Here is a 15,406-nt window from a genome sequence, read left to right as displayed (position 1 = left end):
GGCCCACGACCCGACTCAGCGGTCGGCGTCGATCAGGCTCTGGGGCCGCATGTCGGTCCAGTTGGCGTTCACGTAGTCGAGGCAGTCCGGCCGGACGGCCGGGCCGTGCACGCTGCGCCAGCCGGCCGGGATCTCGGCGAAGACCGGCCACAGGCTGTGCTGGTTCTCGTCGTTGACCAGGACCAGGAACGAGCCGTCGGCGTTGTCGAACGGGTTGGTGCTCATCGGTTCTCCTCCAGCGTTGTGCGGTTGCGTACGTGTTCCACCAGGGTCCGCAGGGCGTCGAACCAGGACCGGGCCAGGTCGTGCACGGCCGCCTCGGCGAAGACCGCGGCCGGCCAGGCCCAGGTGGCGGTCATCTGCGGGCCGGCCGCCCGGTCCTCGGTCTGTGCGTTGACGACCAGCTCGTAGGTCTCCGGCATGGCGTCGTCGGCGCCGTTCTCGGCCGCCTCCGCCTCGGGCGCGAACTCCCAGTCGGCGGCCTCGGGGAAACCGAACCGGCCCATGTAGTTGAACTGGATCGGCGGGTGCGGCAGGGCGGACAGGACCGGCGCGGTGTCGGGGTTCAGGTAGCGCAGCAGGCCGTACCCCATGCCGTTGTCGGGCAGGGCGGCGAGATGCTCGCGTACCCGGAACACGGCCTCGGCCACCGCCGCTCCCCCGGCCCGGACGTCGATCCCGGCGGTGTCCAGGACGACCGGGAAGATGTTGGTGAACCAGCCGACCGTGCCGGACAGGTCGGCGCCGGGCACCAGGTGCTCCTCGCGCCCGTGCCCCTCCAGGGCCACCAGCACCGCGTCGCCGCTGCCGCCGAGCGCAGTACGCCACCGGGTGACGGCCACGCCGAGGGCGCCGAGCAGCACGTCGTTGATGGTCGCGCCGAGTGCCGCCGGCACCCGGGTCAGCAACGCCTCGGTGACGTCGACCGGCAGGGCCAGGGTGACGTCGAGCAGGGTGGCCGCGACGTCGACGGCGGGATCGAGCGGGCGGCGTACCGGAAGGGGTGTGCCCTTGGCCACGATCTCCGTCCACATCGGAAGCTCGGCCGCGCGTGCGGGGTCGAGGGCCCGCGCGGTCAATCCGGTCGCCCAGCGGCGGAACGAGGTCGCCGTCGCAGCGGTGTCCGGCGATCGGCCCGCGGCCGCGTCGCGCCAGGCGGCGCCGATCTCGGGCAGCAGGACCCGCCACGAGACGCCGTCCACGACCAGGTGGTGCACGAGCAGCAGTAGCCGTCCGGGCGTGTCGGGGCCGGCGTCCAGCCACACCGCCCGGATCATCGTGCCGTCACCCGGGTCGAGGGCGGCCTGCGCGATCGCCGCCTGTTCGGCGACGGCCGCCCACAGGTCACGTCCGGTCACGTCGACCCGCACGGTCCAGTCGGCCGCCCGCGACGAGCCCACCGGCGCCACGTTCAGCGACCAGTCGCCGGAGCGGTCGAGCCGGGCCCGGAGCAGGTCGTGCCGGTCGGCGACGGCCTGCAGCGCGGCCAGCAGCGGCTCCCAGCCCAGGCCGGCCGGCACCTGCACCACGGCGGACTGGTTGAAACCGTCGGTCGGCCCGTCGATCTCGCTGAGCCAGCGCATGACCGGGGTGAGCGGAACCGGGCCGACGCCGTCGTCGGCCCGGTCCTCGGCCGGTATGGCGGCGGTGGCGACCAGGGCCAGGCGGGCCACCGTACGCTCGGCGAAGATCTGCCGCGGGGTGAGCCGCAGCCCGGCCGCCCGGGCCCGGCCGACCAGTTGCATGGCCACGATGCTGTCCCCGCCGAGCAGGAAGAAGTCGGCTTCCACGTCGACAGTGGGCAGTCCCAGGGCCGCGGCGACGACCTCGGCCAGGGTCCGTTCCCGTTCGGTGCGCGGCTCCCGGCCGGCCGGGCCGGCGCCGAGGTCGGGGACGGGCAGGGCGGCCCGGTCGATCTTGCCGTTGGCCAGCGTCGGCAGCCGGTCCAGCCGCACCAGGACCGACGGCACCATGTAGTCGGGCAGTTCCCGGGCCACCGCCGCGCGCACGGCGGCCAGGTCGGCCTCGGGCGCGGCGACGACGTAGCCGGCCAGCGGACGGTGGGCGACCACGACGGCCTCGGCGACACCGGGCTGCGCGGCCAGGACCGTCTCGATCTCGCCCAGTTCGACCCGGAAGCCGCGGATCTTCACCTGCTCGTCGACCCGGCCGAGGTATTCCACCCGCCCGTCCGGGGTCCAGCGGACCAGGTCGCCGGTGCGGTACATGCGGCTGCCGGCCGGGCCGTACGGGTCGGGCACGAAACGCTCGGCGGTCGGCCCCGGGCGGCCGAGATAGCCGCGAGCCAGCCCGGCTCCGGCGACGTAGAGCTCACCGGCGATGCCGGCCGGGGTGTGCCGCAGGGCGTGGTCGAGCACGTACGCGCGGGCCCCGGCCACGGCCCGCCCGATCACCGGCGTCGGCGCGTCGGCGATCCGGGCGGCGAGCGCGTCCACGGTGGCCTCGGTCGGCCCGTACAGGTTGAACGCCTCGGTGCCGGGCAGGTGGCCGAGCCGTTCCCACAGGGCCGGCGGGATCGCCTCGCCGCCGACACCGACCACGGCGAGCGGGCAGTGCCCGTCGCGGATCAGGCCGGCCTCGGCCACCTGCGCGAAGTGCGAGGGCGTGAGCTCGATGAAGTCGATGCCCTCGGCGCGGATCTGGGCGGCCAGTTGCTCGGGGTCGCGCTGCACCTCCTCGGTGACGATGTGCAGGGCGTGCCCGTCGAGCAGCCACAGCTGCGGTTGCCAGGAGGCGTCGAAGGCGAACGACCAGGCGTGACCGGCGCGCAGGTGGCGGCGGCCGGTGCGGGCCTGCGCGGGCCGGTGCAACTGGTCGCGGTGGCTGCGGAACAGGTTGACCAGGTTGCGGTGGGTGACCACGACTCCCTTGGGCCGGCCGGTGGAGCCGGAGGTGTAGATGACGTAGGCCGGGTGTTGTGGCCGGGCCGGGCGTACCCGCTCGGCGTCGGTCAGGTCGTGGCCGGGTAGGTCGTCCAGAGCCGGGTCGTCGACCAGCAGCCCGTCGACCCCGGTGCCGGCCGCGGTCACGACCAGACTCGGGTTCGCGTCGGCGACCATCGCCTGGCGGCGGGCCTCGGGGTAGGCCGGATCCAGCGGCAGGTACGCCGCGCCGCTCTTGAGCACGGCCAGGATCGCGGTGATCGCGTCGGCGGTGCGCGGCAGGACCAGCGCCACCACGTCCTCGGGGCCGGTGCCGCGGGCCACCAGCAGCCGGGCGAGCCGGTTGGCCCGGGCGTTGAGCTCGGCGAAGGTCCACCGCACAGCGCCGCACACGACCGCGGGCTCGGCCGGTGACGCCGCCGCCTGCCGCTCGAAGACCTGCGCGATCGTCGGGTCGTCGCCGGCCTCCGGTGGCGGCGGGTTCCAGCCGTCCCGGTCGTCGGCCGGCACCAGGTCGAGCCGTCCGACCGGCCGGTCGGGGTCGCCCGCGAACGCGGTCAGGGCCGCGGTCAGCGCGGCGACGAGCTGCCCGGCGACCGGTGCCGGAAACAGGTCGGTGCGGTGTTCGAGCCCGATCCGCAGGCGCTCGCCCGGGTCGACGACCCAGGTCAGCGGATAGTGGGTGGCGTCGCGTCCGCCCGCGTCGGCCGCGCTGAGCAGCGTCTCCGGCCCGCCCTCGGAGCGGTCCGGGTAGTTCTCGACGATCAGCAGCGTGTCGAACAGCTCGCCCGCGCCGGCCAGCCGCTGGATGTCGGCCAGGCCGAGGTACTGGTGGTCGAGCAGCCGGGACTGTTCGTCCTGGACCCGGTCGAGCAGGTCCCCGGCCGGTTCGGCCAGGTCGATCCGGACCCGCACCGGCACGGTGTTGATGAACAGCCCGATCATCGACTCGACCCCGGGCAGCTGGGCCGGGCGCCCGGAGACGGTGGCGCCGAACACCACGTCGTCCCGGCCGGTGAGCCGGCCCAGCACCACGCCCCAGGCCGCCTGCACCAGCGTGTTCAGGGTGAGGCCGCGGGAGCGGGCCAGCGCGGCGAGCGCGGCGGTCACCCCGGCGGGCAGCTCGTGCTCGATCAGTTCGGGCACGGCGGGCTCGCGCCGCGGGTCGGCCGGGGCGAGCCGGGTGGCGTCGGTGATCCCGGCCAGCGCGGTCCGCCACGCGTCCTCGGCGGCACCGCGGTCCTGGGTGGACAGCCAGGCGAGGAAGTCGCGGTACGGCGCCGGCGCGGCCGTGGCCGCCGGATCGGCGTAGAGGACGGCCAGCTGGTCCATCAGCGGGCCACGGGACCAGCCGTCGAGCAGCATGTGCTGGTGGGTGAGGATCAGCCGGTACGCGCCGGCGGTCCGCACCAGCGTCATGCGCAGCAGCGGCGCCACCGCCGGGTCGAACCGGCGCCCCTCCTCGGCCAGGCACCGCTGCCACGCATCCTCGAAGCCCTCGCCGCTCAGCCCGGACAGGTCGGACTCGGTCCAGGGCAGCACGGCGCCACGGGCGACCACCGCGACCGGCCGGCCCGATCCGAGCTGGTGGAACGAGGCCCGCAGGTTGGCGTGCCGCTGCAGCAGCGCCTGCCCGGCCGCCCGCAGCCGGGCCGGGTCGAGCGTGGCCGGCAGGTCGAAGACCATCTGCACGGTGTAGAGGTCGAGCCCACCGTCGTCGAACGCCGCGTGGAACAGCAGCCCGGCCTGCAGTGGCGACAGTGGCAGCACCTCGGCCACGTCGAGGCCGAGCCCGGCGATCTCGGCGGTCTCGGAGCCGGTCAGCTCGACCAGCGCGCCGTGGCCGGCCGGGGCGGTGAACGCGGCCCCGGCGGCAACGGCCAGGGCGGCCGGCGTGCGCAGCTGGAAGATCTGCCGCAGGGTCAGTGCCAGCCCGGCCGCGCGGGCCCGGCCGGCCAGCTGGATCGACACGATGCTGTCCCCACCGAGCCGGAAGAAGTCGTCCTCGGCGCCGACCGTGGCGACCCCGAGCACCTCACCGAACAGGTCGCAGAGCAGCTGCTCGCGCGGGTTGCGGGCGTCCGTCCCGGTGCCGGCGGCGGCGAAGTCGGGTGCGGGCAGCGCGGCCCGGTCGAGCTTGCCGTTGACCGACACCGGCAGCTCGTCGAGCGCGACGAAGGCGGACGGCACCATGTGGCCGGGCAGCACCCGGCGCAGCGCCGCCTCGTCCACAGCGCCGCCGGTCACGTAGGCCACCAGGTGCGCCACCCCGGGCCGGTCCTCGCGCCGGAGCACGACGGCCGCGGTGACGCCGGGCTGCGCCGCGATGGCCGCCTCGATCTCGCCCAGTTCGACCCGCAGGCCCCGGATCTTGACCTGGCCGTCACCGCGGCCGAGGAATTCCAGCACCCCGGACTCGATCCAGCGCACCTGGTCACCGGTGCGGTACATCCGTTCGCCGGGCGCACCGTACGGGTCGGCGACGAACCGGTCGGCGGTCAGGTCCGGCCGCCCCCGGTAGCCGCGGGCCAGCTGGACACCGGAGAGGTAGAGCTCGCCGGGCACACCGACCGGCACCGGCCGCAGGGTGGCGTCGAGCACGCTGACCCGGGTGTTCCACACCGGACCGCCGATCGGGACGCTCGCCCCACCGGTCCCCCGGGCGGCGGGCCAGCTGGTGACGTCGACCGACGCCTCGGTCGGCCCGTACAGGTTGTGCAGCTCGGCCCGCGGCAGCAGCGCGTGGAAGCGGCCGGCCAGGGCGGCCGGCAGCGCCTCGCCGCTGCAGAGGACGCGGCGCAGCGAGGTGCATCCGGCGGCCTGCGGCGCGTCCAGGAACGCGGCCAGCATCGACGGTACGAAGTGGACGGTGGTCACGGCCTCGCGCTGGATCAGCTCGGCCAGATAGCCCGGATCGCGGTGGCCGTCGGGCCGGGCGACGACCAGGGTGGCGCCGGTGATCAGGGGCCAGTGGAACTCCCAGACCGACACGTCGAACCCGGCCGGGGTCTTCTGCAGCACCCGGTCGGCCGGGGTCAGTCCATACTCGTGCTGCATCCAGCGCAGCCGGTTGACGATGCCGGCGTGCTCGACGGCCACGCCCTTGGGTGCGCCGGTCGAGCCCGAGGTGTAGATGAGGTACGCCGGATGGCGGAGGCCGGGCGCCCGGAGCGGCGCGGCGGCGTCCACGACCCGGCCGTCGAGCACGACCAGGGGTACGCCGGTGAGCGACCCGATCCGGTCCGCGCTCGCCGCGACGACCGCCACCGGCCGCGCGTCGGCCAGCATGGTGGCCAGCCGGGCGTCCGGGTGGTCGAGGTCGAGCGGCAGGTACGCGGCACCGGCCCGCGCCGCCGCGTGGACGGCCACCACCAGGTCGGCCGACCGGGGCAGGGCCAGCGCCACCACGGTCTCCGGCCCGGCCCCGGCCGCGGCCAGCACCCGGGCCAGCCGGCCGACCCGCTCGTCCAGGTCCCGGTAGGTCAGCGTGACCCCGTCCGGACCGGACACGGCGACCGCCTCGGGTGTGGCCGCGACCTGGGCCGACAGCAGTTCGGGAAGCGTGGCGGCGGGCAGTTCCCGGAGCTCGCCCTGGCCACCCGCGGGCAGGGCGGGCAGCAGCCCGATCCGGCCCACCGGCCGGTCCAGCCCCGAGGCCAGCCCGGCGACGATCGTGATGAGCGCGTCGGCCAGCCCGCGGGCGGCGTCGGCGGTGAACACGTCGGGCCGGAACTCGACGGCGAGTCTCAGGGTCGGTCCGGGTTCGGCGATCAGGGTCAGCGGATAGTGCGTGGCGTCGTGCCCGTCGGTCCCGGTGACCGGCAGACCGCCGTCGTCGTCGCCGGTCCCGTCCGGGTAGTTCTCGAACACCAGCAGGGTGTCGAACAGTTCGCCGCCGCCGGCGATCCGCTGGATCTCGGTCAGGCTGAGGTACTGGTGCTCCATCAGCGCCGACTGCTCATCCTGGATCCGGTCGAGCAGCGCCGACACCGGTTCGGCCGGGTCGAGCCGGACCCGGACCGGCACCGTGTTGATGAACAGGCCGATCATGTCCTCGACGCCCGGCAGCTGCGACGGCCGCCCGGCCACGGTGGCCCCGAAGACCAGGTCGTCGCGGCCGGTGAGTCGGGCCAGCAGCAACGCCCAGGCGGCCTGCACGACGGTGTTGAGGGTGAGGCCGCGGGCCCGGGCCAGCGCGGCCAGGCCGGCGGTGCGCTCCGGGTCCAGTTCGGCCTCGGCGACCTCGGGGGCCAGCGCGTCGCGGTGGCCGCCGTCCGGGGCGACCAGGGCCGGTTCTTCCCGCCCGCGCAGAGCCGCGGCCCAGGCCTGCTCGGCCGGCCGCCGGTCCTGACCGGCCAGCCAGGCCAGGTAGTCGCGGAACGGGCGGACGGCCGAGGGTGCGGACGCGCCGTCGCGGTAGAGGGCGGACAGCTCGGCCAGCAGCGGGCCGCGGGACCAGCCGTCGAGCAGCAGGTGATGGTGGGTGAGCACGAGGCGGTGGGCGTCCGGTCCGGTACGGGCCAGCGCGAACCGCAGCAGCGGCCCGGCGGCCGGGTCGAACCGGCGGCCCTGCTCGGCCAGCAGCCGGTCCCAGGCGTCGTCGTCGCCGCTGACGTCCACGGTGGTCCACGGGATCGGCGCGGCGCCCGGCACGATGCTCACGGCGGTGCCCGAGGCGAGGTGGTGGAACGAGGCGCGCAGGTTGCCGTGCCGGTCGACCAGTGCCTGGGCCGCCGCCCGGAGCCGGTCGGCGTCGAGCGGCCCGGCCAGCTCGAAGACCATCCGGACGGTGTAGACGTCCGGGCCGCCGTCGTCGAGCAGGGTGTGGAAGAGCAGGCCGCTCTGCAGCGGGGAGAGCGGCAGCACCTCGCGGACGTCGGCGCCGAGGGCGGCCAGCTCACGCCGGTCGGCGTCGGTGAGCGCGATCAGGGCCAGGTCGGCGGGCACGGTGTCGGCGCCGGTGACCGTGCCGGCCACCGCCACCAGCCGGGCCGGGGTGCGGTGCTGGAAGACCTGGCGCGGGGTGAGCAGCAGGCCGGCGGCGCGGGCCCGGCCGACCAGTTGCATCGACATGATGCTGTCCCCGCCGAGCGCGAAGAAGTCGTCGTCGATGCCGAGTTCAGGCCGGCCGAGGACGTCGGCGAAGACGTCACAGAGCACCTTCTCGCGTGGCGTGCGCGGCGGCCGCCCGGCCGCGGCGGCGGCGAAGTCGGGGGCGGGCAGAGCGGCGCGGTCGAGTTTGCCGTTGACCGAGACGGGCAGCTCGGGCAGGGCCACGAACGCGCCGGGGAGCATGTAGTCGGGCAGGATCGCGGCCACGCCGGCCCGCACCGTGGTGAGGTCGGTGACGCCGACGACGTACGCGACGATCCGTTTGACACCGTTGTCCGTACGCAGCACCACCGCCGCCTGCCGCACCCCCGCGTGCCGCGCGATGACCGCCTCGATCTCGCCCAGCTCGACCCGGAAGCCGCGGATCTTCACCTGGTGGTCGGCGCGCCCGACGAACTCCAGGGCGCCCCGGCCGGTCCAGCGCACCAGATCGCCGGTGCGGTACATCCGGGCGCCGGGCGCCGCGAACGGATCGGGCAGGAAGCGTTCGGCGGTCAGCCCGGGCCGGTTCAGGTAGCCCCGGGCCAGGCCGAGGCCGCCGAGGTAGAGCTCACCGACGGTGCCCGGCGGCACCGGGTTGAGGCCGCTGTCGAGCACGTACGCCCGCTGGCCGGGATCCGGGAAGCCGATCGGCACGGTGCCCCCGGTGACCGGGGCGCATTCCCACAGGGTCGCGTTGACGCTGGTCTCGGTCGGCCCGTACGCGTTGTACATGCGCCGCCCGGCGGCGAACCGCTCGGCCAGCCGGGCCGGTACCTCCTCGGTGCCGACCAGCATGCCGACGCCGAGCGGCAGCCGGCTCCCGGCGGGCAGCGCGCCCAGCACCGACGGCGGCAGGGCGAGCTGGGTGACCTCGTGCTTGACGATGTAGTCGACCAGCGGCGGGCCCGGGATCCGCAGCTCGGCCGGTACGACGACCAGGGCACCACCGCACAGCAGGGCCTGGCACAGCTCGAAGTAGGCCAGGTCGAAGCTCGGCGACGCGTACAGCAGGACCCGGCTGTCCTCGGTGACGTGCAGCCGCCGCTCGGCCGTGGCGACCAGTTTGGCCACGCCCTCGTGGGTGACCACCACGCCCTTGGGCCGGCCGGTCGAGCCCGACGTGTAGATGACGTAGGCGGCGTCGAGCACGTCCGGCCGGCGCGGCGTGGATCCGGTCGCCGGCGGCGGCGAGGCGACGTCGAGGACGGGCGTGTCACCGGGGATCTGACCGGCCAGTTCGGCCCGGGTGACGACGCAGGCCGGTGCCGCGTCGTCGAGCATGTAGCGCAGCCGGTCGGCCGGGTAGTCGAGGTCGAGGGCGAGGTAGGCGGCGCCCGAGCGCAGCACGCCGACGAGCGCGGTGACCAGGTCGACCGAGCGCGGCAGGGCGACCGCCACGACGTCGCCGGGCCCGACGCCGCGCTCGGCCAGGGCGGCCGCCAGCCGGCCCGAGCGGGCTTCCAGCTCGGCGTACCCGATCTGCTCGTCCTCGCAGATCACGGCGGTGTTGCCGGGGTACGCGGCGGCCATCTCGGCGAACCGCCGCGGGAACGTGGTCGGCGTGATGCCTTCGACGCTGCCGCTCCACTCGCCGGTCACGGTGGCCCGCTCGGCCGGGTCGAGCAGATCGATCCGGCCGACCGGAATGTCGGGGGTGGCAGCGAAGGCGTCGAGGACGCGGGCGAGCCGGGCGAGCAGGGCGCGGGCCCGGGCGGCGTCGACCACGTCGGCGCGGTGCCGGATCTCCAGGTTGATGCGATCGCCCGGCTCGGCGATCAGGACCAGCGGGTAGTGGGTGGCGTCCTGGTCGTCGACCGTGGTCACGCGCAGGCCCGGCGCCGGGTCGCCGTCCTCGCCCGGGTAGCTCTCGAAGACGGTCAGCGTGTCGAACAGTTCGCCGAGCCCGGCCAGCCGCTGGATGTCGGCCAGGCCGAGGTACTGGTGTTCGATCAGGCCGGCCTGTTCGTCCTGGAGGCGGGTGAGCAGGGCTCGGACCGGTTCGGCGGCGTCGAGGCGGACCCGGACCGGAACGGTGTTGATGAACAGCCCGATCATCGACTCGACCCCGGGCAGCTGCGGCGGCCGGCCGGACACGGTGGCCCCGAACACCACGTCGTCCCGGCCGGTGGTCCGGGCCAGCAGCAGGCCCCAGGCGGCCTGCACGACGGTGTTGAGGGTCAGGCCGCCGGCGCGGGCGAAGCCGGTCAGGCGCGCGCTCAGGGCGGGGTCGAGCGCGACTTCCACCGAGCCGGGTACGACCGGCTCGCTCGCCGTCCCGGCCGGTGCGATCCGGGTCGGCTCGTCCAGCCCGGCCAGCGCCGCCCGCCACGCCTCGGTGGCGGCCGCCTTGTCCCATCGGGCCAGCCAGCTCAGGTACGCCTTGTACGGCGTCACCGGCGGCAGCGAGCCCGGCCCGGCGTACAACCGGAACAGCTCCTTGACCAGCAACGGCGCCGACCAGCCGTCGAGCAGGATGTGATGGTGGGTGATGGTCAGCCGGTGCCGTCCGGCGCCGAGCCGGGCCAGTGCGGCCCGCAGCAGCGGCGGCCGGGCCATGTCGAAGCGGCGCCCGCGGTCGTCGGCGGCCAGCCGCTCCAGCTCGGTCTCCCGGTCGGCCGGGGCGAGCCCACTCAGGTCGTGCTCGGCCCAGGGCAGCCGGACCCGGGTGGGAATCGCGGCGACGGTCGTCCCCTTGGCCGTACGCCGGAACCCGGCCCGCAGGTTGGCGTGCCGGTCGAGCAGCGCCTGCCCGGCCTCGCGCAGGCGGCCGGGGTCGAGCGGCCCGGTCAGGTCGAGCGTCATCGACACGGTGTAGACGTCCGGGGCGTCGCCGTCGTAGGTGGCGTGAAAGAGCAGGCCCTGCTGCAGCGGCGACAGCGGCAGGACGTCTTCGAGAGCGGGTTTCTGGGTGGTCACGGCGTCTCCCACTCGGCGAAGTCGGCTTCCAGGCTGTCGATGTCGTCCTGGCTGAGGTCGACCAGGTCCAGATCGGACGGTGTGTGGCCGCCGGACCGGTGGTCGGCGGCGAGCGCGAGCAGCGCGGCCCGCCAGCGGGCGGCCAGGTCGTGCACCTGTTCGGCGCCGATCAGGTCGCGCGGCCAGGTGAAGGTGGCGTGCAGGCGCGGCCCGTCGGGGTGGTCCTCGGCGGTCGCGTTGATCTCGAGGGCGTGGTCGGCCGGCATGTCGTCGTCGGCGCCGCCGCCCCAGCCCTCGCCGGTGGGCTCCCACGGCCCGGCCGCGGCGTCCCCGGCGGCGAACCGGCCGAGATAGTTGAAACCGATCGACGGCTCGCCGGGTACGCCCAGCGCGGCGCCGGTGTCCGGGTTGAGGTGGCGCAGCAGCCCGTACCCGATGCCGTTGTCCGGCACCGCCCGCAGCCGCTCCTTGACGGTCTTCAGCGCCTCTCCGGCGTCCTCCGGGCCGAGGTCCAGCCGCACCGGGTATTCGGTGGTGAACCAGCCGACCGTGCGGGACAGGTCGGCCCCGGCGACCAGCTGCTCCTCCCGGCCGTGCCCCTCGAGCATGATGAGCCCGCCGCCGGACCAGTCGCGCAGGGCGAGCGCGAGCGCGGTCAGCAGGACGTCGTTGACGGTGGCGTGGAACGCGACCGGGAGCGTGGTGAGCAGCGGCCGGGTCTCCTCCGGGGGCAGCACGAGGGCGAATTCGGCGCAGGCGCCGACGGTGTCGCGGGCCGGGTCGAGCGGGCGGCCGGTGAAGGCGGGCCGCGGGCCGTTCAGGACCTCGGTCCAGTACGGCAGCTGCGCGACGATCCGCTCGTCGCGGGCCAGCCGGTCGAGCTCGCGGGCCCAGCGGCGGAACGAGGTGCCGGCGGGCCGCAGCGGGCCCGGGCCGGCCCACGCGGCGGCGAGGTCGGGCAGCAGGACGCGCCACGAGACCCCGTCGACGGCCAGGTGGTGTACGACCAGCAGGACGTGCCCGGGGTGCAGGAGTACGGCCTGGAGCAGGACGCCGGCGGCCGGGTCGAGCCGGTCCCGGGCGGCGGCGGCGATCGTGGGCAGGGCGGCCTCGTCGTAGCGTTCGGCGTGGACGAGGCCGGCGGGCGTACCCGGCGCAGGAATGTCGATGCCGTCGGCGGTGATCCGGGCGCGCAGCATGTCGTGCCGGTCGACCACGGTCTGGAGCACGCGGGTGAGGCCGGCCGGGGTGAGGCCGTCGGGGGCGCGCAGCAGCATCGACTGGCTGTAGCCGCGGATCGGCCCGTCCACCTCGTGCAGCCAGCGCATGACCGGGGTGAGCGGCGCCGTACCCCAGGCCTCGCGCGGGTCCTCGGTCACCACGGGCTCGACGGTGACCTCGCGGGCGAGCGCCTCCGGGGTCTTGTGCCGGAACACGTCCCGTGGGCTGATCCCGAGGCCGGCGGCGCGGGCCCGGCTGACCAGCTGGATCGAGACGATGCTGTCCCCGCCGAGGGCGAAGAAGTCGTCGTCGGCGCCGACCGAGGGCAGGCCCAGCACCGCGGCGAACAGGTCACACAGCTGCTGTTCGCGCTGGTTGGCGGCGGCGCGGCCGGAGCTGAGAGCCGAGAAGTCGGGATCGGGCAGGGCGGTGACGTCGAGCTTGCCGGCCACGGTCCGGGGCAACGCCTCGACCGGGACGATGACCGGGATCATGTAGTCGGGCAGGACACCCTTGACGTCGTTGGGTTCGCCCACGACGTACGCCACCAGACGCCCGTCTCGCACCACAACCGCAGCCTGACCACCCAGCGCGGCCTCGATCTCCCCCAACTCGACCCGGAACCCACGCACCTTCACCTGACCATCAGCCCGCCCGGCGAACACCAACGCACCCCGCTCGTCCCAACGCGCCAGATCCCCAGTGCGATACATCCGCTCACCGGCCGGCCCGAACGGATCAGCCACGAACCGCTCCGCCGTCAGCCCGGCCCGACGCAAATAGCCGTCCGCCAACCCCGGACCGGCCACATACAACTCGCCCAGCACACCGGGCGGCACCGGCTGCAAACCCGAATCCAACAGATAAGTCCGCACGTTCGCGAGCTCATAAGCCTCACGATCCGGCCCGTGCCAGCCATAGGCATCCACCGACGCCTCAGTCGGCCCATACAGGTCATGACACACCAGACCCGGGACCGCACAGACCCGCGCCCACAACTCAGCATCGATCGCCTCACCACCGACCAACAACACACTCAACCCACCATCGAGCAAACCGGCCGGAACCAACTCACGCAGATAGGTCGGCGTCACGTCGAGCACATCGATGTGCTGCTCGCGCAGGCGCGACACGAGGACAGCCGCGTCACGATATTCGTCGTCGGTCAGAACGTGCAGGGCGTGCCCGCCGAACAACCAAATCAGCGGCTCCCACGAACCGTCGAAGGTGAACGACGCGACGTGGGCGACGTTACGCCGTGGTCCCTTCATCAGGTGCTCGCGGTGCGAGGCGAAGAGGTTGACGATGCCGCGGTGCGGCACCACGACACCCTTGGGACGGCCGGTCGAGCCCGAGGTGTAGATGACGTAGGCCGGGTCCGCGGGGCCAATCGCCCGCGGTGGCAGAGGCTCGGCGGCGGGCCGGTTGGCGTCGACGACCACCCGCGGCCCGGCCCAGGGCACGTCCACATCGTCGGTGTGCACCAGCAGCGCCGGGCGGGCGTCGTCGAGCACGGTCGCGATCCGCGCCGCCGGCTGGTAGGAGTCCAACGGAAGGTACGCCGCCCCGGTCTTCAGCACGCCGAGCAGCGCGGGCACAGTCAGCGGCCGGGCCGTCGCCAGCGCCACCAGGTCACCCCGGCCGATCCCGCGCGCCGCCAGCACCCCAGCGAACCGGGACGACCAGTCATCGAGCTCCACGAACGACCACGTCCGACCACCGGAAACCAACGCCGTCCCGGCCACCCGCGGCAACAGATCCACAATAGACCACTCCGGCACAGACACGACCGGGGCGGACAACAGGCGGGCACGCTCACCAGCGGAGAGGACGTCGACCCGGCCGATCGGGGCCGACGGGTCGGCCGCCACCGCGGCCAGGACGCGCTGGAGACGCCGGACGAGGGTGCGGGCGGTGCCGGGGTCGTACAGGTCGGTGGCGAACTCCAGGACACCCTCGATGCCGCCGGCCGCGGTGTCGCCGAAGTCGAACGACAGGTCGAACATGGCCGCCCGGTGACCGACCGGCTCGGGCCGCCCGTCCAGGTCGCCGAGCCGCCAGGTGTCACCGGTGCCGGGCAGGTAGGAGACCATCGTCTGGAACAGCGGATGCCGGCCCAGCGACCGTTCCGGGTTGAGCGCCTCGACCAGGTGCTCGAACGGCACATCCTGCCGGTCGAAGGCGGCCAGGTCGGTCTCCCGTACCCGCCGCAGCAGGTCCCGGAACGACGGGTCGCCGGACGTGTCGGTCCGCAGCACCAGGGTGTTGACGAAGAAGCCGATCAGGTTGTCCACGGCGGTGTCCGGCCGGCCCGCGACCGGTGAGCCGATCGGGATGTCGGTGCCCGCGCCGAGCCGGGTCAGCAGCACCGCCACCGCGGCCTGCACGACCATGAACAGGCTGGTGCCACTGGTCCGGGCCAGCCGGCGCAGCCCGGCCGCGACGGCGTCCGGAACGGCGAACTCGACGATGTCGCCGCGGTGGCCGGCCTCGGCCGGTCGGGGCCGGTCGGTGGGTAGTTCCAGTTCCTCCGGCAGCCCGTCCAGCGCCGCCCGCCATCCGTCGAGGTCGACCGGTTGGGCGCGCTGCCACAGGGCGAAGTCGGCGTACTGCACCGGCAGCGGCGGAAAGTCCGGGACCCGTCCCGCCACGCGCGCCTCGTAGGCCCGGGTCAGGTCGGCGCGCAGCGGCTCGTCCGACCATTCGTCGCCGGCGATGTGGTGCAGCAGCAGGAGCAGCACGTGCTCGTCCGGCGCGACCCGGAAGACGTCGGCCCGCAGCGGCGCCTCCCGGTCGAGCTCGAACGCGTGGCCGGCGGCGGTGTCGTCGAACGCGCCCTCGTGGAAGGCGACCGGCACCGCGCCCGGGGCGAGCACGTGCTGATAGGGCGTGCCGCCGACCTCGGGGAAGACGGTGCGCAGAGTTTCGTGGCGGGCGGCCACGTCGCGGACGGCGGCTTCGAGGGCGTCGCGGTTCAGCGGGCCGTGGAACCGCCAGGCGATCGGGATGTTGTAGGTCGGGTTCGGTCCTTCGAGGCGATACAGGAACCAGAGGCGTTGCTGGGCGTACGAAAGGGGAATCCGTTCGGGACGCACCTGCGGCACCAGCGGCGCGCGGGTGGCCCCGGTCAGCTTCGGCAGCAGGGTGGCCACGGTCGGGGTGTCGAAGACGGCGCGAACCGGCAGGTCCACACCCAGCACCGCCCGGACCCGGCCGGCCAGCCGCATCACCAGCAGCGAATGCCCGCCCAACACGAAGAAATCATCGTCGAT

The 15,406-nt window shown here is 74.5% G+C and carries 3 protein-coding genes; all 3 read right to left on the bottom strand.

Going from position 1 to position 15,406, the window contains the following annotated elements; genetic code table 11:
- Positions 1-15: 15 nt before the first annotated feature.
- Genes ACGFIO_RS40100 through ACGFIO_RS40090 form a run of 3 tightly spaced genes read right to left on the bottom strand, consistent with a single transcriptional unit; the run spans position 16 to position 15,406 of the window.
- Entirely contained in the window at positions 16-225 is a 210-nt protein-coding gene (locus ACGFIO_RS40100; protein ID WP_392835454.1) for an MbtH family protein, read from the bottom strand.
- The gene (locus ACGFIO_RS40095) at positions 222-10,913 is read right to left on the bottom strand and encodes an amino acid adenylation domain-containing protein (protein ID WP_392835452.1); all 10,692 of its coding nucleotides are present in this window, start codon (positions 10,911-10,913) and stop codon (positions 222-224) included. Before ACGFIO_RS40095 ends, ACGFIO_RS40100 begins: the two co-directional genes overlap by 4 nt.
- Positions 10,910-15,406: an amino acid adenylation domain-containing protein gene (locus tag ACGFIO_RS40090; protein WP_392835449.1), complete on the bottom strand. Its 4,497-nt coding sequence runs from the start codon at positions 15,404-15,406 to the stop codon at positions 10,910-10,912. Before ACGFIO_RS40090 ends, ACGFIO_RS40095 begins: the two co-directional genes overlap by 4 nt.

It is taken from the genome of Actinoplanes sp. NPDC049265 (genome assembly GCF_043197135.1).
GTDB lineage: Bacteria > Actinomycetota > Actinomycetes > Mycobacteriales > Micromonosporaceae > Actinoplanes.
This window is presented reverse-complemented; position numbering and strand designations above follow the sequence as displayed.

What these genes read in the sequence shown, in the direction of transcription:
- ACGFIO_RS40100 (WP_392835454.1), bottom strand. Translation starts at nt 225, where the DNA reads ATGAGCACCAACCCGTTCGACAACGCCGACGGCTCGTTCCTGGTCCTG.